The sequence below is a fragment of the Serratia sp. GW822-FHT06D09 genome, from assembly GCF_058799515.1.
This window is the reverse complement of the sequence record NZ_JBXALO010000003.1, coordinates 153,516-177,957: the sequence shown is the minus strand read 5'-3', so window position 1 is coordinate 177,957 and position 24,442 is coordinate 153,516. Positions and strand designations below refer to the sequence as shown.

The 24,442-nt window shown below is 54.8% G+C and carries 21 protein-coding genes and 1 tRNA gene; 12 read left to right on the top strand and 10 right to left on the bottom strand.

What is annotated here, in order from left to right; all coding sequences use genetic code 11:
• Positions 1 to 3: 3 nt before the first annotated feature.
• Entirely contained in the window at positions 4 to 918 is a 915-nt protein-coding gene (locus AC1RKG_RS08525; RefSeq protein ID WP_020827728.1) for an ABC transporter permease subunit, read from the bottom strand.
• A gap of 230 nt (positions 919 to 1,148) precedes the next feature.
• On the bottom strand, positions 1,149 to 2,267 hold the full coding sequence (locus AC1RKG_RS08520) for a branched-chain amino acid ABC transporter substrate-binding protein (RefSeq protein WP_020827729.1): 1,119 nt from the start codon (positions 2,265 to 2,267) through the stop codon (positions 1,149 to 1,151).
• A 490-nt stretch (positions 2,268 to 2,757) separates the two neighbouring features.
• On the opposite strand from AC1RKG_RS08520, the gene AC1RKG_RS08515 reads away from it, so the two are divergent.
• Positions 2,758 to 2,833 (top strand) — tRNA-Asn (locus AC1RKG_RS08515).
• A 113-nt stretch (positions 2,834 to 2,946) separates the two neighbouring features.
• On the opposite strand, the gene AC1RKG_RS08510 is transcribed toward AC1RKG_RS08515, so the two are convergent.
• Positions 2,947 to 3,738 (bottom strand): PhzF family phenazine biosynthesis protein, encoded by a 792-nt coding sequence (locus AC1RKG_RS08510; RefSeq protein ID WP_262033043.1) that lies wholly within the window; start codon positions 3,736 to 3,738, stop codon positions 2,947 to 2,949.
• Positions 3,739 to 3,954: 216 nt separating this feature from the next.
• Positions 3,955 to 4,908, bottom strand: a complete 954-nt coding sequence (locus tag AC1RKG_RS08505) for a LysR family transcriptional regulator (protein ID WP_262243982.1) — start codon at positions 4,906 to 4,908, stop codon at positions 3,955 to 3,957.
• Between the two features lie 139 nt (positions 4,909 to 5,047).
• Between AC1RKG_RS08505 and AC1RKG_RS08500 the strand changes: the two genes are divergently transcribed.
• Positions 5,048 to 6,217: a M20 aminoacylase family protein gene (locus AC1RKG_RS08500; protein ID WP_115058456.1), complete on the top strand. Its 1,170-nt coding sequence runs from the start codon at positions 5,048 to 5,050 to the stop codon at positions 6,215 to 6,217.
• Positions 6,218 to 6,252: 35 nt separating this feature from the next.
• A complete protein-coding gene (locus AC1RKG_RS08495) occupies positions 6,253 to 7,041 on the top strand; it encodes an ABC transporter substrate-binding protein (RefSeq protein ID WP_020827736.1) in 789 nt (262 codons plus the stop codon).
• Positions 7,042 to 7,110: 69 nt separating this feature from the next.
• Here AC1RKG_RS08495 and tmaR read toward each other — a convergent pair whose 3' ends face one another.
• The 3 genes from tmaR to AC1RKG_RS08480 form a co-directional block, all read right to left on the bottom strand.
• On the bottom strand, positions 7,111 to 7,428 hold the full coding sequence (tmaR, locus tag AC1RKG_RS08490) for a PTS system regulator TmaR (RefSeq protein WP_020827737.1): 318 nt from the start codon (positions 7,426 to 7,428) through the stop codon (positions 7,111 to 7,113).
• Between the two features lie 161 nt (positions 7,429 to 7,589).
• A complete protein-coding gene (locus tag AC1RKG_RS08485) occupies positions 7,590 to 8,657 on the bottom strand; it encodes an FUSC family protein (protein ID WP_020827738.1) in 1,068 nt (355 codons plus the stop codon).
• A gap of 99 nt (positions 8,658 to 8,756) precedes the next feature.
• Positions 8,757 to 9,524 (bottom strand): N-acetylmuramoyl-L-alanine amidase, encoded by a 768-nt coding sequence (locus tag AC1RKG_RS08480; protein WP_493182718.1) that lies wholly within the window; start codon positions 9,522 to 9,524, stop codon positions 8,757 to 8,759.
• 214 nt (positions 9,525 to 9,738) lie between these two features.
• Between AC1RKG_RS08480 and AC1RKG_RS08475 the strand changes: the two genes are divergently transcribed.
• Positions 9,739 to 10,485, top strand: coding sequence for a LexA family transcriptional regulator (locus tag AC1RKG_RS08475; protein ID WP_020827740.1), 747 nt, complete (start codon positions 9,739 to 9,741; stop codon positions 10,483 to 10,485).
• 40 nt (positions 10,486 to 10,525) lie between these two features.
• Here the strand turns inward: AC1RKG_RS08475 and AC1RKG_RS08470 are convergent, their stop codons facing one another.
• Positions 10,526 to 11,635 (bottom strand): SDR family oxidoreductase, encoded by a 1,110-nt coding sequence (locus AC1RKG_RS08470; protein ID WP_046375008.1) that lies wholly within the window; start codon positions 11,633 to 11,635, stop codon positions 10,526 to 10,528.
• Between the two features lie 258 nt (positions 11,636 to 11,893).
• Here AC1RKG_RS08470 and AC1RKG_RS08465 point away from each other — a divergent pair, with 258 nt between their 5' ends.
• The 3 genes from AC1RKG_RS08465 to sbcB all read left to right on the top strand — a co-directional run bounded on the left by AC1RKG_RS08465 (position 11,894) and on the right by sbcB (position 13,902).
• Complete coding sequence (locus tag AC1RKG_RS08465; protein WP_122079862.1) at positions 11,894 to 12,103, top strand: hypothetical protein; 210 nt, start codon at positions 11,894 to 11,896, stop codon at positions 12,101 to 12,103.
• A 76-nt stretch (positions 12,104 to 12,179) separates the two neighbouring features.
• Positions 12,180 to 12,374: a DNA polymerase III subunit theta gene (locus tag AC1RKG_RS08460; RefSeq protein WP_046373098.1), complete on the top strand. Its 195-nt coding sequence runs from the start codon at positions 12,180 to 12,182 to the stop codon at positions 12,372 to 12,374.
• A 100-nt stretch (positions 12,375 to 12,474) separates the two neighbouring features.
• The gene (sbcB, locus tag AC1RKG_RS08455; RefSeq protein ID WP_128864579.1) at positions 12,475 to 13,902 is read left to right on the top strand and encodes an exodeoxyribonuclease I; all 1,428 of its coding nucleotides are present in this window, start codon (positions 12,475 to 12,477) and stop codon (positions 13,900 to 13,902) included.
• A gap of 53 nt (positions 13,903 to 13,955) precedes the next feature.
• Here the strand turns inward: sbcB and AC1RKG_RS08450 are convergent, their stop codons facing one another.
• Positions 13,956 to 15,323 (bottom strand): APC family permease, encoded by a 1,368-nt coding sequence (locus tag AC1RKG_RS08450; protein WP_020827745.1) that lies wholly within the window; start codon positions 15,321 to 15,323, stop codon positions 13,956 to 13,958.
• Between the two features lie 533 nt (positions 15,324 to 15,856).
• A complete protein-coding gene (locus tag AC1RKG_RS08445) occupies positions 15,857 to 17,275 on the bottom strand; it encodes a glutamine synthetase family protein (protein ID WP_020827746.1) in 1,419 nt (472 codons plus the stop codon).
• Positions 17,276 to 17,669: 394 nt separating this feature from the next.
• Between AC1RKG_RS08445 and puuR the strand changes: the two genes are divergently transcribed.
• The 5 genes from puuR to AC1RKG_RS08420 all read left to right on the top strand — a co-directional run bounded on the left by puuR (position 17,670) and on the right by AC1RKG_RS08420 (position 24,392).
• Positions 17,670 to 18,227, top strand: a complete 558-nt coding sequence (gene puuR, locus AC1RKG_RS08440; protein WP_020827747.1) for an HTH-type transcriptional regulator PuuR — start codon at positions 17,670 to 17,672, stop codon at positions 18,225 to 18,227.
• Between the two features lie 20 nt (positions 18,228 to 18,247).
• Positions 18,248 to 19,528 (top strand): NAD(P)/FAD-dependent oxidoreductase, encoded by a 1,281-nt coding sequence (locus tag AC1RKG_RS08435; protein ID WP_493182714.1) that lies wholly within the window; start codon positions 18,248 to 18,250, stop codon positions 19,526 to 19,528.
• Positions 19,529 to 19,647: 119 nt separating this feature from the next.
• Positions 19,648 to 21,159 carry a sugar ABC transporter ATP-binding protein gene (locus AC1RKG_RS08430; protein ID WP_493182712.1) on the top strand — a complete coding sequence of 504 codons (1,512 nt, stop codon included), beginning with the start codon at positions 19,648 to 19,650 and terminating at the stop codon, positions 21,157 to 21,159.
• Complete coding sequence (locus tag AC1RKG_RS08425; RefSeq protein ID WP_020827750.1) at positions 21,156 to 22,151, top strand: ABC transporter permease; 996 nt, start codon at positions 21,156 to 21,158, stop codon at positions 22,149 to 22,151. The genes AC1RKG_RS08430 and AC1RKG_RS08425 overlap by 4 nt, the downstream gene beginning before the upstream one ends.
• Before the next feature lie 246 nt (positions 22,152 to 22,397).
• Positions 22,398 to 24,392 (top strand): ligand-gated channel protein, encoded by a 1,995-nt coding sequence (locus AC1RKG_RS08420; protein ID WP_020827751.1) that lies wholly within the window; start codon positions 22,398 to 22,400, stop codon positions 24,390 to 24,392.
• The last annotated feature ends 50 nt before the right edge of the window (positions 24,393 to 24,442 follow it).

Below are 24,442 nucleotides of genomic sequence, written 5' to 3'. Positions count from 1 at the left end.
CCCTCAAACCTTAGCGACCATTGGCCGTCCGAGCAGGCCCTGAGGGCGGAAAATCAGGATCACCACCAGCAAACCGAAGGAGAACACGTCTTTGTAATCCGAGTTCACCATGCCGGCGAACTGCGCCTCCGCCACGCCCAGCAGGAGGCCGCCCAGCATAGCGCCGGGTAACGACCCTATCCCGCCCAATACCGCGGCGGTAAAGGCTTTGATGCCGATGATAAAGCCGACGTAGAAATCGAAGGTGCCGTAGTTCATGGTGATCAACACCCCCGCCAGGCCGGCCATGGCGGCGCCGATCACGAACACCAGGGAAATGACCCTATCGGTGTTGATGCCGAGAATTGACGCCATTTTGCGGTCTTGCTGAGTGGCGCGACAAATGCGCCCCAGCCGGGTGTGTTGAATGATGTAAGTGAGGATCGCCATGCCCAGCAGCGACGCGAACAGGATAAACACCTTGGTGTAGGTGATTTGAATCACCCCGCCGTCAAAGTTGAGGCGGAACACTCCATCCAGCAGGGTTGGGATCCCTTGCTGGCGTGGTCCCTGGCTGATTTGCGCGTAGTTTTGCAGGATCAGCGACATGCCGATTGCGGAGATCAAGGGGGCTAAACGGGTAGAGTTGCGCAAGGGTTTGTAGGCGATACGTTCGATCACCCAGCCATACACGCCGGTGATCACGATGGTAAACACCAGCGTACCGAGGATCAGCAGCGGGAACGACTGCAGGCCGAAGAACGACAGCAGCGCCAGCCCGATGGCGCACAGGTAGGCGGAGATCATATACACCTCGCCGTGGGCGAAGTTGATCATGCCGATAATGCCGTAAACCATGGTGTAGCCGATGGCGATCAGGCCATAAACTGCGCCGAGCGTCAGGCCGTTGATCAATTGTTGCAGAAAGAAAACGTCCATAATGAGCAGTCTCGCCTGGTGGGACCGCAAGCAACAGCAGGCGCGGCCCAAGGGAAGAATCGGCGCGGATCCGCAGCACATGCGGATCCGCTTGCTGGTTAATCCTCAATGGATTTCAAACTGCAGCCAGGCGGCAAGTACGTGAATCCCCAGGAGCTTAGGTCCACTAGGTGACTGGGGTGAACGTAGGCAGCCAACAACGCTGCGGCTTGAAAGACGCCGAGGATTGTTTAGAGTTGGTGATATTTGCCTTTGTCGTCCCACTGATAGACCACGTAATCCGATACCTTCAGGTCACCTTTCTTATCCCAGGCCTTTTTGCCCATCACGGTATCCACATCATGAGATTTCAGCCATTCGCTGGCCTTGGCGCTGTCTTTGCCGCCGGTGGCGTTAAAGGCCGCGGCGATCGCCTGAATAGAGGCGTAGGAGTAGAGGGTGTAACCTTCCGGCTCGAAACCGCTGGCGCGGAATTTGGCGATCACCGCCTTGCCTTCCGGGATTTGGCGCGGATCGTTACCGAAGGTCATCAGCACGCCGTTGGTGTACTGCGGCCCGCCGGCAGCGGTCACCAGCTCTTCGGTCACGATACAGTCGCCGGAGAAGAACTTGGCGGTGACGCCCTGCTCACGCATCTGGCGCACCAATGGTCCGGCTTCTGGGTGGCAGCCGCCAAAATAGACCACGTCGGGTTTAACCGAGGCAATTTTGGTCACCAGCGCGTTAAAGTCTTTTTCACCGCGCGACAGCCCTTCATACAGTACCTCTTTCACGCCGCGCTTGTTCATTTCCGCCCTGGCGGCATCCGCCAGCCCCTGGCCGTAGGTGTCCTTGTCGTGGATCACCGCGATGCGCTTGGCTTTCAGGGTATTCAGCATGTAATTGGTGGCGATCACCCCTTGCTGATCGTCACGGCCGCACATGCGGAACATGTTGGTCATGCCGCGCTCGGTGATCTGCGGGTTGGTAGAGCCAGGGGTGATGGCGATAATACCGGCTTCGTCATACACCTCGGAGGCCGGCATGGTGGAGGATGAGCAGAAGTGTCCCACCACCGCTGCGACCTTGTCCTGATCGACCAGGCGGTTGGCGACCGAAACCGCCTGTTTGGGTTCACAGGCGTCATCCCCCTGCACCAGCTTAATTTTTTCCCCTTTAATCCCGCCGGCGGCGTTGATATCCGCTGCCGCCTGCGAGGCACCACGCCAGTACTGATCGCCATAGGTCGCATTCGGCCCGGAGAACGGCCCGGCGACGCCGATAACGATATCGGCCTGAGCATAAAAAGCAGAACCTAAACAACCGATAAGCAGAGCAGCGAGCGGACTTTTAATCAATTTCGATGACATTGTTGTATTCCTCAGCACTGTTTTAGCGAAACGCCCAGAGGCGTGGAGCAGTCACTTTATGTGTAGACGGGGAAAATAATTTGCGCGAGAGCGCAGTCGCATTACCCGAATTTAAGTAAGCAAAAATCCAGCCATTGTGACGGCCAATACATATTTTCTGTTTATTCATCCTACATATCAGAGGGAAAACACGGGGCAATCACTGCCGTCAGGTGGCTCTGTGGGGGGCTCTGGCGGCAATTGTGTGAAAAAACGTCTCGGCGATGTTGGCCACATACAAATCAACCGCAAGATCCTTCGCACCGTAAATGTGCAAAGGCCGGTGCAACATCACGCCAGGGGTTTTACAGTGATAATCAGAGCTGACAGGGGGGATAAATGCCGAAAAACAACGCAACATGTTCATTCCGACAGCAAACGCACTTTTTTCGCAGTTTAGTGCTTTGACAAAGCCGCACCACCCCGCTATTATTCGCCCCGTTCACACGATTCCTCTGTAGTTCAGTCGGTAGAACGGCGGACTGTTAATCCGTATGTCACTGGTTCGAGTCCAGTCAGAGGAGCCATATTAAAGACGCCCGCTTAAGGAAACTTAAGCGGGCGTTTTGCTTTTGGAGATTGGGAGAACGGCGGCTAAGGGTGGCAGCAGACCTTATATTTTGAGCAGCATTCAATAGGTCTAGCGCAACAGCACTTTGCCTATCAAATAGGTTGTTGCCTGTCCGCCGATGTAAACGCGATCGCCCACTAGCTGGCAGCGTAAATCCCCGCCACGCTCTAATCCCTGATGCGCCAACATCTGCGTTTTATTCAGTTTTTCAGCCCAGTAAGGAATGAGCATGCTATGCGCCGAACCTGTAACAGGGTCTTCCGCTACGGCTTCGCCTGGGCAGAAGAAACGGCTAACAAAATCGTATTCACCGTCACCTGGAGCCGTTATACACACCATTTTTCTCAGGGGAAGCATGCCATTGATATTCGGGCGTACAGTTTCGACCTGCTGCCGATTCTCCATTACTACCAGGTAATCACGCGCCACGCGCACTTCTTTGCATTCTGTGATGCCCAACGTGTCCAGCAATAATGCCGGTGGCATGACAGGCTTGGTTTCCCATGCAGGAAAATCGAGCGTCAGCCATTTATCGTTGCGTACCACCGTCAGCGGGCCAACAAATCGGGTAGCAAAATGAATAGTCGAACCTGGGTAATCAAGATGTTCAAAGATAACGTGCGCAGCTGCCAGTGTGGCATGCCCACACAGATTTATTTCAGCCAGGGAGGTAAACCATCGCAACTCAAAGCCAGTATCATTTGCGACAAAGAATGCTGTTTCTGACTGGTTATGCTGCTGGGCCATTTTCAATAATGTCTCATCAGGCAACCATTCTGTTAACGGACATACCGCTGCGGCATTACCGCCAAAAGTCGTGTTGCTAAAGGCATCTATCATGTAAAAATCAATTTGTTGCATGGCGTAAATCTCTAATCGATCTTCGGGCAGCCCACACTCTACCACGCCACGACAACATGCAATTTCGTATTTTTCATGTATCCACATCCCCCCGAAAAAATGAAGATAGCGTCTAACTAACACTGAATACGGTATAGCGTTTTCTTGCGATATGAAGATGTCTGCTTCACGCCCTGAATATCCGGCCCTCTAACCCGCTCGTACCACTCCCTATTCCTAAATCAACAGCCGCACTCGATCATAAATCAGTCGGTCCTCCTGTCGTGCGGAGCGGGCGTGCTGGCGCAGAGTGCGAATCAAGTTATCAATCAGCGCATGGGCGGCGGTACTGAGAATGCTGTTGCGACGAGTCACGATATTCAGCCGTGCCGGATCGCAACTTTCCCGCAGCACCAACGGCTGCAAGCGCCCGGCAAACTGCGGCAAGCCGACCAACGGCGCCGGACACCAGGTACACATGTCCGCCGACTCTACCATCGCCTGCAGCATGCCCAGGGAATGCGCATGAATAATACGATTCGGATCGAGGTGAGCGCCGTGTTGGCTGAACAGTTGATGAATTAAATCGTCATGATTTTCCGGTGTGTAGTTCAGCACCCAATCCTGCTCCAGCAACTGGTGAATCGAGGTGCTTTGGCTCAACGAATGCCCCTGCCGCACCATCACCGCCGTTTCATAATCGAGCAAGGGTTCGCAATGAAACTCCTGCGGTGCCATCGAAACCGGAAGCGGCGTGATGGCAAAATCCATCGTGCCCTCACGCAGTTGTGATTGCGCGTTGGCCATCAGGCTTTCAAACAGTTCCAGTTTCACCTTGGGCATCTTTTTGCGAAAGGCCAACACCGCCGTCGGCAACACCGTCAACATCAACCACGGCGTAATAGCCGCTTTCACCTGCTCTTGCGCTAACCCGCGTAACCCCGCCATTTCATTATTAGCCTGTTCCAGCTGATTCAGCACCAACCGGGCATGCGCCAACAGCGTTTTCCCGTACGGCGTGAACCCCAGACCGCTCGGAGAGCGAAGCAGCAACGGCAGTTCCTGTTGTTGCTCCAGTTCACGCAAAGCGCGCGTAACCGCTGCCTGTGAAAGCCCCAATAGCCTCGCGGCGGCGCGGATACTGCCGCCGTCAGCGCTGGCCACCAATGCCTGTAACTGATGCAGTTTCATGATGCCCCCATGACAACCTATTGTTGTCAGCATAACCGAACGGCGGCTCCCCGACCAACGGGTTGTTTGCTAGTGTCGGGAGTATCTTGTTTTCCGCTTATCGAACGTCGGAAATCGAATATTCAATCAGGATACCGCGATGAACAATCCGCTTGTCTTACCTGAAATAGCGGCAGTTAAGCATGAAATGGTCGCTATCCGCCGCCATATTCATGCTCACCCCGAATTGGGATTCAACGAGTTTGCCACCGGCGAGTTGGTCGCAAAACTGCTGTCCAACTGGGGCTACCAGGTTACACGGGAATTGGGGCAAACAGGCGTTGTCGCCACCTTGCGGCGAGGCTCGGGAAAATCACTGGGTTTGCGTGCCGATATGGATGCATTGCCGATTGAAGAAACCAGCGGATTAAGCTACACCAGCACCCACCGCGGCGTGATGCATGCCTGCGGTCATGATGGCCACACCACTATGCTGCTGGCAGCGGCGCGTTACCTGGCGCAACACTCTGATTTTACCGGGACTCTGCATCTGATTTTTCAGCCAGCGGAAGAAGGCGGCGGCGGCGCCAGAGTGATGATTGAAGACGGCTTGTTCGAACGGTTTCCCTGTGATGCGGTGTTCGCCATGCACAACGTACCCGGCTTTCCGGTCGGCCAGTTGGGCTTTGCCAGCGGCGCTTTCATGTGTTCGGCCGATACGGTCAATATTACCCTGCACGGTCACGGCGGCCACGGCGCGGTGCCGCAGCACACGGTCGATCCGGTGGTGGTTTGCGCCGCCATTGTGATGAGTCTGCAAACCATCGTCTCCAGAAATATCGATCCGCAGGAAACGGCAATCGTGACGGTTGGCGCGATCCAGGCAGGCCGTGCCGCCAACGTGATCCCTGCCACAGCAACCATGACGCTAAGCGTACGCGCACTGGATGCGGGCGTTCGCCAACGACTGGAAAACCGCATTACGGCGCTGGTAGAAGCGCAAGCCGCCAGTTTTGGTGCTCGGGCGGACATTGATTACCAACAGGGTTATCCGGTTTTGGTAAATCACGTGGCGGAAACTGAGCTGGCACGCACAGTCGCATTGGACTGGGCGGGTGAACAGCAGTTGATCCCGTCTCTGCGCCCCTTTACCGCCAGCGAAGACTTCGCATTTATGTTGGAAAAATGCCCCGGCAGCTATATCTCGATCGGCAATGGGGATAGTACGCCCGGCAATTCGCTACATAACGCCGGTTACGATTTTAACGACGAGTGCCTGCCGATTGGCGCCACTTACTGGGTCAAGCTGGTTGAGCGCTTTTTGGCTTAATCCCTTTTGCACACCATTACGCCGAGGAACATAAAATGAAAACAAAGATTAGCCTGGTTCTCCTGCTGCCGCTGGCGTTAAGTTTCGCCGTTTCTGCTGGGGAATTCAGCGGAAAAGTAATTAAACTCGGCGTGGATCCGACCTATCCACCGCTGGAATTTAAAACGCCACAGGGGGCGTTGACCGGATTTGGGGTCGATATTGCACAGGCAATGTGCGATCAAATGCAGGCCAAATGCGTTTGGGTTGAGAGCAGTTGGGATGGAATGATCCCGGGGTTGCTGGCGAAAAAATTTGATGCGATTGCCTCGTCGATGACCATTACGCCGCAGCGCCAGGCGCAGATCGCCTTCTCGGACAAGGTGTCCAATGCGCCTGCACGATTAGTGGCCCGGAAAGGCAGCAACCTGCAACCCACGGCGGCTTCGCTGAAAGGCAAATCCATTGGCGTGCAGCAGGGATCCAGTCAGGAAACTTATGCCAACGCCCTGTGGCGGCCGGCCGGCGTTAACGTGGTGTCCTACCAGAGCCAGCAGGAAGCCAATGAGGATTTGATCAACGGCCGCTTAGATGCTTCGTTGCTGGCCAGCGTCAGTGCCAGTGAGTTTTTCCACACCCCAGCAGGAAAAGACTTTGCCTTTATCGGTGCCGAACTCAGTGACAGCAAATATTTCGGTATCGGTGACGGCATTGGGCTGCGTAAAGAGGATATCGCCCTGCGTAACGCGTTCAATGCTGCGCTGCAGGCGATCATCGCCAACGGCACCTACAAGAAGGTGAACGATAAATACTTTGATTTTGACGTGTACGGCGCAGGCCACTAAAGGGGCTGGACTGGGGATACAGGGAAAACAATAAAAGGGCCAGGCGAATGCCTGACCCGATAAAAACGGTTACTTCACTTCGCCCATAGCCTTCAGCTTTTTGGACAGTTCGCGACGTTCTTTGGACAAATCGGCATTTTTGATGATGTAATCATCAACGCGATCTTCATAGTCGCTGCGCATATTGGCAATGATGCCCTGAACGTCTTCAATGCTCATGCCCGGCTTGATGTACTCGCTCAGGTTATCGAGCAGCAGCACGCGTTTTTGGTTATCACGAACTTTCTTCTCGTTGTCGACAATTTCACGCTGCAGCTTATTTTTACGTCGGAACATACGCACAAACTCCAGAACGTCCTGGAAACTCGGCTTATTTGCATTATCCATCTTCATACCCTTGCTTTAGTAATACACAGATTCATTTGCTTACGGCCACAATGGTACCAAGATACAGGTTTGTGGCGGTCAGACACAACACTCATCGCCCTATCTTACTCACTTTGACGTCATGACAAAAACCCGAAGCGCCCGCTTCATGATCTGACCCCCTATTCACGCCCGCTGGCGGTACACACCTTGAGCAGATCGCCCAGTTCTTCCAACTGTTGCGTCAGTTCCATGCTCAACCATACGTAGCCATAAATTGGCGCTTCGCCGTGCTGACTGAAGCTGGCCTCCTGCATCAGGGTTTTCAATTCGGCGGCAATTTCGCTCAGTTGCCCCGCTTCTGCCGACAACTGTGTCTGCGGGCCGTCACGCATCGTTACTGCCAGCGACTGCAGCGAATTCAGCGTTAGCAGTTGCGCACTGCGCAGCGTTTTGGCATTCAGCATAATAAAGTGGGTTTCGCGCGAGGCCCAATAAGCGTCGGCCAGCAATTCCAGCGTACAAACCAGGTTGCGGCTCAGCGTCTGCACCGCCTCGAAAACCGCTTTGGGGATGTGGGTCTCTTTGCTGCTGGGGACAATCAGGCCGCGTAATTTAACGACCTTATTGAGCAGGTCTTTCAGCTGTGGCTCCAGCCGCGGCCGTTCTATCATATTTGGTGACAGGTACGCGCCGTAGATCTTGCTGACGTTTTCCAGGCAATCCGCCATCTCCATACGCCACAAAATATAAGCACGTTGCGGATAAATGCTGGTGAACAGCAACGCCAACAGCGAACCAAAAATTACGTCACCGCTGCGCCACAGTGCGGTATGCATATCACCTGCCCCCGCACCGCAAACCACCGCCAGCGTGATCCCCACCAGCAGCGCCATGTAGGGCCGCTTACCGAGCGTCAGATAGCCACAGAAAAACATCACCACCCCGCACCACACCAGCATCAGCGGCAATGAGTAAAGCTCGAGATACAGGGCAATCAGCCCCGAGGCGGCGCCAAATACCGTACCTGCGATACGCTGCAACGCCCGTTGCAGCACATTGCCCCAGAACGAGATCGGTCCCATCACCACCACCAGCGTAATCAGTGGCCAGGTGCCTTCCGGCACTTCGAGCAGGCGGATCAGCATAAAGGTCAGGATAAACGCCAGCCCAATGCGCACGCCGTGCACAATGCGGTAATGGCGATAGGTCAGACGTTCGAACGAGGATATTTTTCTGTCGAGGCGCACGATGCATCCCGTTATCAGTGGCGAGAAAGAGCATCAGTTTAGCGGAGGAAAGGGTTGGGAGAAAAGGCGGATAAGGCGTCCCTCATCCGCGCTCAAGCCTTAAGCGGCATATTTATCCACCAGCGCGCGTAAAATGGCGGCGGTTTCGGCATCCATCACACCGTCATACTGCCGTTGACGGAAATGCAGTTGGAAGGCGCGAACCAGCTGGCGGTAACCCTCTGCATTGGTCGCCGCCGAGGTGTCGTACCCGTACCTGGCAAATAGCGCCAGTAAATCTTGCTGTGCGGGTACACCCTGGCATTGATACTCATGCTGATAACGCTGCTTCACCGCGTCGTCATACCAGGCACCGACACCGGCCTGGTACAGCTGATGCCAAGGAAATTGCGGGCCGGGATCGCTTTTGCGGCCGGGGGCAATATCGGAATGTGCCACTACGTTAACCGGCGTGATATCCGGATAGCGCTGCAAAATATTTTGCGTCAATTGAGTTACTGCCGCGATCTGCTGCGGGTTAAAAGGTGGGAAAGTGATGTCCTCGCCATCGCCGCTCGCCAGATTGACGATCTCAATGCCAATCGCGGTATCGTTGAGGTTCGAACGATTGCCCCACTGGCTGGTGCCGGCGTGCCAGGCCCGCTCGACTTCATCGACCAGATTGAAAATCCTTACGCCGCTAAAGCCTGCCGCCTTATAGGTTGGATCTTCGGGATCCGGCACCAGATAATGGGTGCTGACCGACTTGCCGGTCAATGACTGCACCGAGTCGGCAAAATTCTGCGCGGTATAGTGCAGCACCAAAAAGCGCACTCGGTGGCCGAAGCTGGCTACCGAACGGTAGCTGTTGTAATCCATACTGAACATCGTAGATTCCTTGTGGGTTAAACACCTGTGATCCAACCACTGTAAAGGGCAAGAGTATTCGCCCCGGTTCATACTGGCGCAACTTGCAGCGCCCTACAATTCCTTCATGGACCTTGTCCACCCGTCAATGTTTAGCTAATTGCTAAATAAAAGGCAAGCTTAATTTAGCAAAAACGATATTTACCTTTTTGCTAAAGAATGCGATCATCGCCCAATGGAAACCAAAGAAATAAGACGCAATAATTTGCGCGAGCTGATGGCCAGCTACGCCCGTCAGGGCATTAACCAGAACGACTTTGCAGTGCTGGTTGAGTCCTCTTCGCCCACGTTGAGCCAAATCAGCGGTGAAAAGTCCTCCCGCAACCTGGGCGATAATCTCGCCAGGCGGATCGAGGCCAAGCTGAACTTGCCCAAGGGCTGGTTCGACGTGTTCCATGAAAAAGAATTGGTGCGCCCGTTCGATAACGTGGCGGCAGAGTCGGATTTTCAACCTGCCCGCCTCAAGCCGGTGGTGTGGGAAGATACCGAACAGGACAAGGAAGAGTTTGTGGAAATTCCCCTGCTGGATATCAATTTTTCTGCCGGCGATGGCTGTTATGAAATTGTCGATCGTGAAGAGTTTTCGCTGATTTTCCGTCGCTACTACCTGCACAAGATGGGGGTGGCGGTGAATGCCGCGCGGATCATCCGCATTTCAGGATCCAGCATGGAGCCCCGGCTGCAAGACGGCGACGTAGTGGGGATCAATACCGATGATACTCGCATCCGCGAAGGGAAAACCTACGCGATTCGCCACGGTAACCTGCTGCGGGTAAAAGTGCTGATCGAACAGCCCGACGGTGGCGTCACCATTCGTTCGTTGAACCGGGAAGAATACCAGGACGAACACCTGAGCTACCCGCAGCGCAAAGACCAACTGGTGGTGCTGGGGCGCGTTTTCTGGTCGTCTTCGTCCTGGTAATGCGAGGATGCAGCAGGCGCCGCTAACCGGCGCCGTGCTGTTATTTGAAATCCACCACCATCTGCTGCTGAATGGACAGGCCCCGGGTCGACTGCACGCAACAGGCGATGTAGTCGGTAAAACGCGGCGGTTTCGGCATGCCCAGCTTAAGGATTTTGTCATTGCTGAACCGCACGTTGAGCATGGCAAAAGATCCATACAGGCGCATCGCTTTCAGCATCAGGCGTTCATTACATGGCCCGAAAATATCTTTGAGCTGCTTGCGCATTTTCAACAGGGCTTCATAACTGACCTGCGCATAGTGATCGCCGAGCGGAGGCTTCTCCAGCGCAGCGGCAATGGCGCGATCGATATCCGCGAAGCTAACGCTGCTCTCTTCACCGGCGGAGATATGATAAACGTCGTTATCCAGCGTTTCGCTGTTCAACAGCATCACCATCGCATCAGCACAGTAATCAACCGGGATCACATCGATATTGTCCTGCAGCGAACACATAAACTTGCGCAGCATCAGCGCCATGCTGAACACCCAGAAAATACTGCTGGAAGGCTGACAGCCCAGGCGAGTATGCCCTACCACGATCGAAGGACGCGCAATCACCAGCGGTAGCTGCGGGCAATGTTGACGCATGAGCTGCTCAATGGTGGATTTGGAACGGGTATATTCCACCAAATGCTCGGCCGTTTCTTCAAATTCACCGCTCTCCGCTACCAGTGAACCGGGTTCCGGCGCGCAGGACATTGCCGTCCCCACATGCAGGAAACGTTTTAATCCAGACACCTGCGCCATTCTTTTGGCGAATGCCAAAGTGCCTTCCACGTTAACCTTCCAAATAAGGGGGTTATTACCGAAAGAGGCTACGGCGGCACAATTAATAACGTGCGTTACATTGTTAATCCTTGTGTCTGCTAAAAAGTCAGCTGGCTCACTCAGATCCCCCAACAATATATTTTCTATCGTGATTTTAGAAAATAGTTCGGCTTCAATATTAAACTTCTCCATATTCATCCGAATACGGTCTAACCCCTGCTGTGCATTATCAGCCCGCACTAACAGAAGATAGTTAATCGCCTGATTTTCTTTCAGTAATTTCTCAAGCACTGCACCACCGAGAAAGCCGGTAGCGCCGGTTAACAGCAGAGTTTTCATAATGTGCACCCACATTGGTATTGAATGCTGCTGATTGTATGTGGGGATAATTAAACGGATATTAAATAAAACTCAGTGGCACAAACTTATCTTTTCTTAATATTATCTTAAGGAATGTTTTGAAACATGGCTGCGGCATTTGGTAACACATTAATAAGAAAACAACCATAATAAACACCGCCGTTGACAAAGCATTGATATAAACTCTGATTTAATTCTCTGGTAAATGTTATTCCCTTTTATCATCCGGAGTTTTTTATGAGCTATAACCAAAAAGTCTGGTTGGGCGTCCTGGTCCTGTGCAGCCTTTTCTGGCTGGCGGTGATTGGTGGTGTGTTATCAGCCCATAAAGCCTTTGATCGCGCACAAATGCAAAATCAGCAGGAATATACGGCCAAATACTCTCAGCATTATCAGGGGACTGCGGCATCAGGCCAGCCCCTGCAGGCACGCTCACACACTTCATGAGCCTCCCCCCTGAATGGGGTAGGGACAAGTCAGGTTAACGATCCTATGATGCCCTTACAATCACAGGGAGAATCATATGGGGCGAAAGCTGGATAGCTTACCGCAAGCAGAACGTGAAAAGATTGAAGCCGATTTACTCGCTCTCAGCGTTATTTATAACGAACGTTATGGCATCAGCACCAACAACAACGGTGCCAGTGCCGAAGAACAAGTGCCCGATTATTTACGCCCCTACTTTCGTCTGCGCCTGAACTACTATCGCAATGCGTAATCCCGCGCATTTCGGCGATTAACGCTAACGACTGCTTGGCATCGCACATCTCGCCGTTACAATAGAGCAATATTTCCTACGCCACCTGAGAGATGCGAATTTGAGCAGCAAGGCACCGGCCACATTTTATATTCACGATTATGAGACCTTCGGCAAAAGTCCCTCCCTGGACCGCCCGGCGCAGTTTGCCGGTGTGCGTACCGATATGGATTTCAACATTATCGAAGAGCCGTTGGTCATCTACTGCACCCCGGCCGATGACTACTTACCCGATCCTGAAGCGGTGATGATCACCGGTATCACGCCGCAACTGGCGCTGGCCAAAGGCGTCAACGAGGCCGAATTTGCACGCCAGATCCATCAGGCGTTCAGCGTGCCTGGCACCTGCATTCTCGGTTACAACAATATCCGCTTCGACGACGAAGTCAGCCGTAATATTTTCTACCGCAGCTTCTACGATCCCTACGCCTACAGCTGGCAGAACGGTAATTCGCGTTGGGATCTGCTCGATGTCATGCGCGCCTGCTATGCGCTGCGCCCGGACGGCATCGTGTGGCCAGAAAACGAAGATGGCTTCCCCAGTTTCCGGCTGGAACACCTGACTCGTGCCAACGGCGTCGAGCATGAGCATGCCCATGACGCCATGTCGGACGTTTACGCCACTATCGCCATGGCCAAACTGGTCAAGCAGGCACAACCACGACTGTTTGATTTCCTGCTGCAACACCGCAATAAGCATAAGCTGAACGCCCTGATCGACATCGCTGAGATGACGCCATTGGTGCACGTTTCCGGCATGTTCGGCGCCGCGCGCGGCAACACCAGTTGGGTATCGCCGCTGGCCTGGCACCCGGACAACAAAAACGCCGTCATCATGTGCGATTTAGCCGGTGACATGACGCCATTACTGACGCTGAGTGCCGATGAACTGCGCGAACGGCTGTATACCCGCCGGGAAGATCTGGCGCCCGAACAATCGCCGGTACCAATCAAACTGGTGCATATCAACAAGTGCCCGGTATTGGCACCGGCCAAGACCTTGTTGCCGGAAAACGCCGAGCGACTGGGGATCGACCGTCAGGCCTGCCTGCAAAACTTGCAGTTGCTGCGCCAGCATCCGGAGGTGCGCGAAAAAGTGGTGGCGTTGTTCGCCGAAGCCGAACCTTTCAAAGGCTCTGACGACGTCGACGCCCGGCTGTATGACGGTTTCTTCAGCGATGCCGACAAGGCTGCGATGAAAATCATCCAGCAAACCAAGCCGCAGAACCTGCCGGCACTGGATCTGACTTTCAGCGATGGGCGCATGAAGGAGCTGTTGTTCCGTTTTCGTGCCCGCAACTACCCCAATACGCTGGACGACGCCGAGCAACGCCGCTGGTTACAGCACCGCCAGGAAGTATTAAGCGCCGAGCGAGTGCAGAGCTACGTGCTGCAACTGGAGTCGTTGTATAACCTGCATGAAGGCGATAAAGAAAAAACCGCGCTGTTGAAAGCGCTGTTTGAATACGGCAAAGAGTTGGTGGGGTAACAAAAACAATAAAGGGCGCCAAGGCGCCCTTTTTAATGCTTAGCGATAAAGGCTTAAGCCACGTCTTCGCTAGCCTGCGGTACCGGCAGACGGAAGCTGCGCGTCACGAAGGCCAGATAAATCAGACCAATCGCCGCCCATACCAGACCCAACGTCATTGAGCTGGCTTCCAGATTGATCCACAGTGCGCCAACAGTTAGCGCCCCCAATACCGGCAGGATCAGGTAGTTGAAGGTATCTTTAACGGTACGGTTCAACTTGTCGCGGATATAGAACTGCGAGATAACCGACAGGTTCACGAAGGTGAACGCCACCAGCGCACCGAAGTTAATCAACGCCGTCGCAGTCACCAGGTCAAACGACACCGCAGACAGTGCAATCACGCCGACCAACAGCACGTTCAGCGCTGGAGTACGCCATTTCGGATGCACATAACCGAAGAAACGCTCCGGGAAGACGCCGTCACGGCCCATCACGTACATCAGGCGTGAAACACCGGCGTGCGACGCCATGCCTGAAGCCAGCACGGTTACGCAGGAGAACACCAGGATCACCGACTGGAAGAACTTACCGGCCACGTACAGCATGATTTCCGGCTGGGACGCATCAGGATCTTTGAAGCGCGAGATATCCGGGAAGTACAGCTGCACGAAGTAAGACACCACGATAAAGATGATGCCGCCGATCAATGCCGTCAGGAAGATAGCTTTCGGGATCACATTCTCTGCATCTTTGGTTTCCTCAGACAGCGAACTGATACCGTCAAAACCGAGGAACGAGAAGCACAAAATGGTCGCGCCGGTAATCATCGGCACCACGTGCGCATTCTCAGACCAGAACGGGCGGCTGCTGATCAGCGTGCCTGCACCTTCGCCATGCGAAATGCCATTCACCACCAGGAACAGGAACACGATCATGATCGCCACCTGCACCACCACGATAATGGAGTTCAGGTTTGCTACCAGCTTAATGCCACGCAGGTTGAAAATCGTCATCAGCCCGACCAGCGCTGCCACGAAGATCCACGAAGGCACGCCCGGGAAGATGGCTTCCAGGTAAATTTTTGCCAACAGAATGTTGATCATCGGCATGAACAGGTAGTCCAGCAGTGATGACCAGCCCACCATAAAGCCGACGTGCGGGCTGATGGCCTTCTGGGCATAGGTATAAGCAGAACCGGCGGACGGGAATTTCCGTACCAGTTTGCCGTAGCTCAATGCGGTAAACAGAACCGCCAGCAGAGCAAAGGCGTACGCCGTCGCGACGTGACCATCGGTCAGGCCGGAGACGATGCCAAAGGTATCGAAGATGGTCATTGGCTGCAGGTAAGCCAGGCCCATCATCACTACCGGAACTAAAGTCAGGGTTTTACGCAGCTGTGCGCGTTGAGCCGGTGCGGCGCTGATGATGTTATCGGACATTGCGCAGCCCCCCCTTACCTTCTGCCTTGCGGAATATAGACACGCCAAGACTTAAGGTTGCGGGGAAACTTCGCAACTTGCGACTGAATTCAAAAAGAAGGGGATTGGAAGCTGGATAACGAGTCAAGGCTGCCTTGGCTGCTCCATAATCGCTGCGACCGCAGCGGAAACCGGCGGGCACCGGTGCTAAAGTGAAAAATTGCCCCATCTTTCTTATCCTCATGAGTCACGACCATAAAGTTTTGTTTGATCGCGCACGAAACTATTTATCTATCCGGATCGGTGTCCGGCCTCGCTTGGTGTATGAAACGCACAGTTTGTAGAACATAAATGCAAAAAAAATAACCGACGCGTTAAAACGTCGGCTATCTGCATTAGGGATATTTTGCACCAAAAACCCTCCTGATGACAAGATCAGGAAGGCTTCTTAAACAAATTCTTTTCGCGATCGTTCGGAAAACAACCCTTACAGGTGAATTAATCCGCTATCGTTCTATCGCACATCAAGGTAATGCCACACATTTTACGCCCCTTCAGGCATTTTTCAACATCCAATCAATCTCGGTTTCAGTCACCAGACGCTCAAATTGCATCAGTTCATCCATCTTGCAGGCATGGTAAACGTGGGCAAAACGTTCGCCCAGATACTGCGTCAAGGCTTGCTGATGCTCAAACTCGTACAGCGCGTCGCTTTGGCGAATGGGGAACGGCACCCCTTCTTGTTCAAGACCATTACCGGTCACCGGCTCAGGCAATGGCAATTCATTGTCCAGCCCGTAAAGTATGCCTGACAGGATCGCCGCCACCACCAGATAAGGGTTGGCATCTGCCCCCGCTACGCGGTATTCCACGCGATGATTCTCCGGCTCGCCGCAGGGAATGCGCAGCGCCACAGTGCGATTGTTGTGCCCCCAGGACGCCTGAGTGGGTACATACATGCCCGGCTGGAAGCGGCGAAAGGCATTCACATTGGGAGCCAGTAGCGCCATCGAGGCCGGCATCAGGGTGATCATCCCCGCCAGCGCACGGTGCAACAGCGCCGAGTCTTCGCCATCGGGTTGCACGAACAGATTATTGCCGTTGCCGTCCAACATGCTGATATGCACATGCATGCCGCTACCGGCGTATTCCTCATAGGGCTTGGCCATAAAGGTGGCGTGCAGGTGATGATTTTCCGCCACCAGCCGTACCAGGCGTTTCAACGACAGCGCGTGATCGCAGGCCAGCAGCACGTTATCGGTATGCTGCAGATTTACCTCAAACTGGCCGGGTGACGCTTCCGCCACCGCACCGTCCGCCGGTAAGCCCTGCATCTGCGCCAGGGTGTCGATGTCGTTGAGCACTTCGGCAAAATGATTCAGATTGTCCAGCGAGTAAACCTGGCTCTGCATATTGCGCTCCTGGGTGCCGGGCGCACAGGGCGGTTGCAAATACCCCTCAGAGTCTCGCTGTCGATCAATGAGATAGAACTCCAACTCTACCGCTACCACCGGGAACATGCCGCGCTGGCGCAATGCCTGCCAAACTCGATTCAGGACATTACGGGGTTCAACGTCAAAGGGAGTACCATCTTCATCCAGCATGGTCAGCAACACCTGACCGATATTGTCCGGATCCGCCGCTGACGGCGTCAGCGTTCCTGCCACCGGCATACACACGCGGTCCGGTTCGCCCAGTTCCTGACCCAGGCCCGCCTCTTCCACCACGTTGCCCAAAATATCCATAGCGAATACCGAGGCGGGGAAGTAGCAGCCTTTTTCCAATTTTTTCAGTCCGGAGACGGGAATACGTTTACCGCGGAAGGAACCATTCAGGTCAGTGAGAAGGATGTCGATATACTGCGTTGAGGGATGGCGTTCCAAATAGTGAGCAACTTCACGTTGGAACGCGCTACTTCGCCTCTCTTCATTATGCTGCGCAAAATTTTCAACTGCTGCGATATTGGTTTGCATACATCACCCGCCATTATGCTTTGAGAACGCTGCTGCGTCCGCCTGCCGATAGGTTCAACACATGGTCTGATTTCTCTGTAGACTGCGCCACAGCGGGCGCTCAAAATAACATCCATAATATGAAACATAGCCTTAACACAAATAGTTTGCAAATGTTACAATCCTGTTTGATTATTCGCCACCGGCTGCTAAATTGATAAAATATTGACCGAAAAGGCGTTAACACTCTTTTTACGTGCAGAATTTCGTCCGCCAGAACGGGGGTGGTCATGGGCAATATATTTTCCAATTCCGACACAACTACCGATATCATGCTGTGCCGATATCACTCAGGCAGGCACCTGATACCCATATTCATTTCTGCCTGTCGTCCCTACCAGAAGGAAGTACCGCTATGAGCGAAGTCAGCTTGGCGCCGGGTAAGCGCCTGTCACAGATCCGTCTGCAATTGGGTTTGTCGCAGCGCCGGGTCGCCGAACTGTCCGGGTTAACCCACAGCGCAATCAGCACCATCGAACAGGATAAAGTCAGTCCGGCTATCAGTACGCTGCAAAAGCTGCTGAAAGTTTATGGGCTTTCGCTGTCTGCCTTCTTTGCCGAACCTGAAGCCGCCAATGAGCCCAAAGTGGTCATAGAAGCCGAGGATCTGATTGAGATAGGCAGCCAGGGGGTATCGATGAAGCTGGTGCATAACGGCAGTCCAACGCGCAATCTGGCGATGATGCTGGAAACCTATCAGCCCGGCACCACCACCGGCGAAAAAATTAAGCACCAGGGCGAGGAGATCGGCACCCTGCTGGAAGGTGAGATCATGCTGACGATCAACGGCCAGACCCATTGCCTGACCGCCGGTCAAAGCTATGCCATCAACACCGGCATTCCACACAGCTTCAGCAATACCTCGGCGCGCGTCTGCCGCATCGTCAGCGCACATACCCCGACTACCTTCTGACCTTGTTCGGCGGAGGCCCCATGACGGAACACGTTGCCAGTTATTATGCCGCCACCGCCAACACGTTCGCGCCCTACTCGGCGCTGAACGAGGATATCCGCTGCGACGTCTGCATTATTGGCGGCGGCTTCACCGGCCTGTCGTCGGCGTTGCATCTGGTCGAGGCCGGTTATGACGTGGTGGTATTGGAGGCCGCGCGCATCGGCTGGGGTGCCAGCGGCCGCAACGGCGGGCAGGTAGTCAACTCTTACAGCCGCGATATCGACGTCATTGAAGCGCGTTATGGCGCTGACACCGCCGCCATGCTCGGCAGCATGATGTTCGAAGGCGCAGAGATTATCCGCAAGCGCATCGATCAATACGCCATCGCCTGTGACTACCGGCCCGGCGGTATCTTCGCCGCTTTGAACTCTAAACAAAGCCACGTGCTGCAGCAGCAACAGGCCCGCTGGCGGCGCTATGGCAATAACCAATTGGAATGGCTGGATCGGCAGGCTATTCGCCGCGAGATCGCCAGCGATCGTTACATTAGCGGGCTGCTGGACCGCAACGGCGGCCATTTGCACCCGCTCAATCTGGCGCTGGGCGAAGCCGACGCGGTGCGCCGTCACGGTGGGCGGCTGTTCGAACAGTCAGCCGCCACGCGCATTGATTACGCGGAACCGGCAAAGGTGCATACCGCCCAAGGCTCGGTCAGCGCCAACTTTGTGATCGTTGCTGGCAACGCCTACCTTGGCGATCGGCTTGAACCGCGGCTCAGCCGATTGAGCATGCCCTGCGGCTCGCAAATTCTCGCCACCGAACCGTTATCCAAAGATATGGCGCTGTCGCTGCTGCCCAATAATTTCTGCGTCGAAGACTGCAATTACCTGCTGGACTACTTTCGTCTGACCGCCGACAACCGGCTGCTGTATGGCGGCGGCGTGGTATATGGCGCTCGCGATCCCGCCGATATCGATCCGCTGATCCTGCCCAAAATGCTGAAAACCTTCCCGCAGCTGAAACAGGTGCGCATTGATTACCGCTGGAGCGGCAACTTTCTGCTGACGCTCTCGCGCATGCCGCAATTCGGTCGCCTGGAAAACAATGTCTATTATATGCAGGGTGATAGCGGCCACGGCGTCACCTGCACTCATTTGGCCGGCAAGCTGATCGCCGAAGTGCTGCGCGGTGATGCCGAACGTTTTGACGCCTTCGCTCGCTTGCCACACCTGCCCTTCTTTGGGGGCCGCCAACTGCGTGTGCCTTTCACCGCCCTGGGGGCGGCCTATTATGCGTTGCGCGACCGCCTGGGGTTCTAGCGATCCGCCAGGAATTTTTTCATCTCAGTTATGCCTTTTAGTTTGTTGCGAAATACGCAATCTGTGTTACAAAAGACTTACTTTGGCCATCTAAACACCTAAACGTCTTTAATTACACTATGCCAACCCCTACGCCCTCACGCCTCGAGATGCGCAATATCTCGATCGCCTTTGCCGGCTTCAATGCCCTGCAAAACGTCGATTTCACCCTGCAAGGAGGCTCAACACACGCATTGGTCGGGGCCAACGGGGCAGGAAAATCCACCTTGATGGCGATCCTTTCCGGCGCGCACGACCATTATCGCGGCGAGATTTTTATCGACGGCCAGCAAGTGGATATTCATTCCCCGCTGCAGGCCCGGCAATATGGCATCCACGTGGTGCAGCAGGAAGTGGACGTGGCGTTGATCCCCACGCTATCCGTGGCGGAAAACATCATGCTCGATTGGCTGAACGAACCGGGCCATCTGCTTAACTGGGCGCAGTTGTACCGCCAGGCGTCGCAGCTACTGACACAGCTGGATTTGACTATTAACCTGCGCCAGCGTTTGTCGGAGTGCACCCTGGCGGAAAAACAGCAGGTGCTGCTGGCACGCGCGCTCTCCCACCGCTGTCGTTTTCTGGTGCTCGATGAACCCACCGCCCCGCTCGATCGCGCCGAAAGCGAACGCCTGTTTCGCGTGGTGCGCCGCCTGCAGTCCGAAGGTATCGGCGTGGTGTTTATTTCCCACCGTATCCACGAATTGAGTGAAATTTGCGACCGCCTGACGGTGCTGCGCGATGGCCGTCACGTCAGTGAGGATGCCATGCAGGGCCTGACCGGCGAGCAGATCGTCGAGAAAATGCTCGGTCACCGGTTGGACGATATTTTCCCGCCCCCACGCCCACCGCACGGTTCTCGCCCGCTGCTACGGGTGGAAGGCCTGCACGATCGCCATAAGCTGCGCGACGTCAGCCTGCAACTGCATCAGGGGGAAATTCTTGGCATCGCCGGGCTGGCCGGTGCGGGAAAAACCGAACTGTGCAAGGCGTTATTTGGCGCCTCACCGGCGCGAATTGAACGGGGTGAACTGCTGGGGAAACCCTGGGCCCCCCACGCTCCACATCTTAGCGTCGAGCAAGGGCTGGCGCTGGTGCCGGAAGAGCGGCGTAAAGAAGGCATTTTTATCGACGAAGCTATTCCGATGAACCTGAGCGTCAGCGCCGACGACAGCTTTTCCCGCTGGAGCCTGTTCAGCCGCCGCCAGGAACTGCGTTGGGCGCGCGACATCATGCAGCGCCTGAATATTCGCGCCTCCGGCCCGCAGCAGAAGCTGGCGCGGCTTTCCGGTGGCAACCAGCAAAAGGTAGCGATTGGCAAATGGCTGCGCGGCGACGCTAGCGTACTGATTTTCGACGAACCAACCAAAGGTGTGGACATCAAGGCCAAACAAGAGCTGTTCACCCTGATCGACGGCCTGGCACGCAACGGCAAAGGCATTATTTATGCTTCCGGCGAGTTCTCGGAGCTGGTCGGCCTGTGCGATCGCATCTGCGTGTTGTGGGATGGCCGGGTCGTCGCGGAACTGAATGCCGCCGACATTGATGAAGAAACCCTATTACTGTATTCCACCGGAGGAACCCCAACGTGAGTAAAGAATTGTCCCTGCAAACTGCGCAACCCTGGCGCCATCAGCTGTTTGAGTTTCTCTACAAATGGGGGATGTTACTCACCGTTGTCGCGCTGATTGCCCTGTTCGGGATAGCGTCGGACAACTTCCTCGATCCGAACAACATCATCAATATTCTGCGTTCGATTGCCATCGTCACTGTCATCGCCATCGGAGTATCGATATCGCTGTCGGTCGGCGGTTTCGATCTTTCCGTTGGTTCCACCGCTTCACTGGCCAACGCCCTGGTGGTTTCGCTGTTCGTCTGGTACGGCTTCGGCACCACCGGTGCGATTGTGCTGACGTTACTGATTTGTACCCTGGTCGGCCTGTTCAATGCATTCCTGATCGTGGTGTTGAAAATCCCCGATATGCTGGCGACGCTGGCCAGCCTGTTTGTGATCCAGGGCGTGGCGATGACCTACAGCTACGGCGGATCAATCACCCAGAATATGCTGCTGCCGAACGGCGATATGGCCGAAGGCCTGATCCCGGAGGTCTTTTCCTCACTGGGCCAGGTGCCGGTGATCGTGTTGATCATGCTGGCAGTCACGGTAGTGGTGCAGCTTTTCCTGTCGCTGACCAAACATGGCCGCCGCATGTATGCCATTGGCGGTAATCCGGAAGCCGCGCGCCTGTCGGGCATTCGGACAGTACGTTACAGGGTTGCCGCCTATGTTATCTCTGCCCTTCTGGCCTCGCTTGGCGGCATATTACTGGCGTCACGTATCGGCTCTTCGCAGGTGAACGCCGGTGGCGGTTATCTGATGGATGCGGTCGCTGCCGCTTACATTGGTTTCTCGCTGGCCGGCTCCGGCAAGCCCAACGCGCTCGGCACGCTGGTGGGCGCGGTGATCCTCGGCGTGTTGCAAAACGGCCTGGTGATGCTCTCCGTTCCCTACTATGCCATGGACATTATCAAAGGTTTGGTGTTGGCCCTGGCGCTGGCAATCACCTACATCCAGAAACGCTAACCCCTCTCTCTCGGCGCAGGTTCTGCTGCGCCCTTTTTCCCTTATATTCATGCGGTTAATGATTCCCCTCGCCTAAACACATACAAATGATACGAATTATCATTTGCGTTTACATTTTGTCGAAAATCCTTACAATAGCCTGACGAAACGGCGAACCCCGCAATGACGGGGCAAGTTTCTAATTATTATTCAACACGTTAAAACGACACTTTGTCGATTTACATCAGACCAGGAAAGGTTTGCCTCATGGAAAAGCCACGTTATAACAAATTAACCGCATTGATCATTGCTACATTGACCAGCGCCGGCGCCGTCGCTGCGCAACCAGACGCTCAGGACACCATGGTGGTAACCGCTTCCGGTTTCCAGCAGAAAATCCAGGACTCCCCGGCGTCCATTTCGGTCATCCCACGTCAGCAAATTGAAGACAAAGCCTACCGCGATATTACCGATGCGTTGAAGGACGTGCCGGGCGTCGTTGTTACCGGCGGTGGCAGCAGCAGCGATATCAGCATCCGCGGCATGTCCTCCAAATACACCTTGATCCTGGTCGACGGCAAACGCGTAGACACCCGCGGCACCCGCCCGAACAGCGACAACGCAGGCATTGAACAAGGCTGGCTGCCGCCGCTGGAAGCGATTGAACGCATCGAAGTGGTACGCGGCCCGATGTCTTCGCTGTACGGCTCCGACGCCATGGGCGGCGTAATCAACGTCATCACCCGTAAAACCTCCACTACTCAGGCATGGAAAGGTTCACTGCACGGTGACGCCACCTTCCAGGAAAACAGCAATTCCGGCGATATTTTCCAGACCAACGCCTACGCTTCCGGCCCGCTGATTGAAGGCCTGCTGGGCCTGCGGGTCAATGGCCTGCTGTCGCGCCGCGCCGAGGACCAAATCCTCAACGGCTTCAATGAACAGCGTATGCGCAGCGGCACCGCGGTATTCAGCCTGACGCCAAACGAACAGAACGACTTCGATTTCGAAATCGGCCGCTCTTTGCAGGATCGAAACAGTACGCCGGGCAAATCCATGGCGACCGAAAACTGCCGCAACAAAAAGTGTACGCCGAACAGTGCCAGCGACAGCCTGTACACCCGTACCAACTACGCGGTAACCCACAACGGTTATTACGACTTCGGCAACACCACCAGTTATATTCAGCGCGAAGAGACCAACAACCCCGGCCGCGATATGAAGATGTACAACACCATCTTCAATACGCAAACCCAGTTTGATCTCGGCAGCCATATGCTGAACCTGGGCGGCCAGTACCGTTACGAAAAATTGAGTGATGGCGGTAATCAGTTAGCCGCAGCCGATAAGCTGAACCAGCTGACGCGCTGGAGCTGGGCGCTGTTTGCCGAAGACGAATGGGCGATGACCAACGACTTCAGCCTGACCAGCGGTATCCGTATGGATCAGGACCAGAACTACGGCAACCACTGGACGCCGCGCATGTATGGCGTTTGGCACCTGACCGAGCAATTTACGTTGAAAGGCGGCGTCTCCGCGGGCTATCGCTCACCGGATCTGCGCCAATCCTCTGCCGGCTGGGGGCAAATCACCGGCGGTGGCCGCACTTCAATCATTATCGGTAACCCGGATCTGAAGCCAGAGAAGAGCCTGAGCGAAGAGATCGGTGTGATGTGGGATAACCTGCAAGGTCTGAACGCCAGCGTTACCCTGTTTAACACCGACTTCAAAGACAAAATCACCGAAGTGCGTCGCTGTGACAGCGGCGACGGCGACGCGCAGTGCATGATCGGCAATACGCCGTATTACTTTATCAGCGACCGTACTAACGTCGATAAAGCCAATATGCGCGGCGTAGAAGCCACTTTCGGTTGGGAAATCACCAAAGATTGGCAGTTGACCACCAACTATACCTACACCACCTCCGAACAGAAGAGCGGGGATTTCCAGGGCAAACCGCTGAACCAAATGCCGAAGCATATGGTTAACAGCGTCCTGGACTGGCAGGCCACGCATGACGTCAGCCTGTGGTCGCGCGTTAACTTCCGCAGCAAGACTTCGGACTACATGAGCCGTTCTTCGATGGCCAAGAGCACGCCGTCTTATACCTTTGTTGACGCCGGCCTGAGCTACCAGGCGAATAAAAATCTGATGGTGACCGGCGGGGTTTACAACATCCTCGACAAGACCGTCGATTACGATAACTACAATACCGTTCTGGATGGCCGCCGTTACACCGTCGGCATGACCTACAACTTCTGATGCCACTTTGGGCGCGCGCTGCGCGCCCTTTTTATTTCTCTCACCCAAGG

Excerpts from the sequence above, each read along its gene's own strand:
- AC1RKG_RS08525 (WP_020827728.1), bottom strand. The coding sequence starts at position 918 with ATGGACGTTTTCTTTCTGCAACAATTGATCAACGGCCTGACGCTCGGC.
- AC1RKG_RS08520 (WP_020827729.1), bottom strand. The coding sequence starts at position 2,267 with ATGTCATCGAAATTGATTAAAAGTCCGCTCGCTGCTCTGCTTATCGGT.
- AC1RKG_RS08510 (WP_262033043.1), bottom strand. The coding sequence starts at position 3,738 with ATGCAACAAATTGATTTTTACATGATAGATGCCTTTAGCAACACGACT.
- AC1RKG_RS08505 (WP_262243982.1), bottom strand. The coding sequence starts at position 4,908 with ATGAAACTGCATCAGTTACAGGCATTGGTGGCCAGCGCTGACGGCGGC.
- AC1RKG_RS08500 (WP_115058456.1), top strand. The coding sequence starts at position 5,048 with ATGAACAATCCGCTTGTCTTACCTGAAATAGCGGCAGTTAAGCATGAA.
- AC1RKG_RS08495 (WP_020827736.1), top strand. The coding sequence starts at position 6,253 with ATGAAAACAAAGATTAGCCTGGTTCTCCTGCTGCCGCTGGCGTTAAGT.
- tmaR (WP_020827737.1), bottom strand. The coding sequence starts at position 7,428 with ATGGATAATGCAAATAAGCCGAGTTTCCAGGACGTTCTGGAGTTTGTG.
- AC1RKG_RS08480 (WP_493182718.1), bottom strand. The coding sequence starts at position 9,524 with ATGTTCAGTATGGATTACAACAGCTACCGTTCGGTAGCCAGCTTCGGC.
- AC1RKG_RS08475 (WP_020827740.1), top strand. The coding sequence starts at position 9,739 with ATGGAAACCAAAGAAATAAGACGCAATAATTTGCGCGAGCTGATGGCC.
- AC1RKG_RS08470 (WP_046375008.1), bottom strand. The coding sequence starts at position 11,635 with ATGAAAACTCTGCTGTTAACCGGCGCTACCGGCTTTCTCGGTGGTGCA.
- AC1RKG_RS08465 (WP_122079862.1), top strand. The coding sequence starts at position 11,894 with ATGAGCTATAACCAAAAAGTCTGGTTGGGCGTCCTGGTCCTGTGCAGC.
- AC1RKG_RS08460 (WP_046373098.1), top strand. The coding sequence starts at position 12,180 with ATGGGGCGAAAGCTGGATAGCTTACCGCAAGCAGAACGTGAAAAGATT.
- AC1RKG_RS08450 (WP_020827745.1), bottom strand. The coding sequence starts at position 15,323 with ATGTCCGATAACATCATCAGCGCCGCACCGGCTCAACGCGCACAGCTG.
- AC1RKG_RS08445 (WP_020827746.1), bottom strand. The coding sequence starts at position 17,275 with ATGCAAACCAATATCGCAGCAGTTGAAAATTTTGCGCAGCATAATGAA.
- puuR (WP_020827747.1), top strand. The coding sequence starts at position 17,670 with ATGAGCGAAGTCAGCTTGGCGCCGGGTAAGCGCCTGTCACAGATCCGT.
- AC1RKG_RS08435 (WP_493182714.1), top strand. The coding sequence starts at position 18,248 with ATGACGGAACACGTTGCCAGTTATTATGCCGCCACCGCCAACACGTTC.
- AC1RKG_RS08430 (WP_493182712.1), top strand. The coding sequence starts at position 19,648 with ATGCCAACCCCTACGCCCTCACGCCTCGAGATGCGCAATATCTCGATC.
- AC1RKG_RS08420 (WP_020827751.1), top strand. The coding sequence starts at position 22,398 with ATGGAAAAGCCACGTTATAACAAATTAACCGCATTGATCATTGCTACA.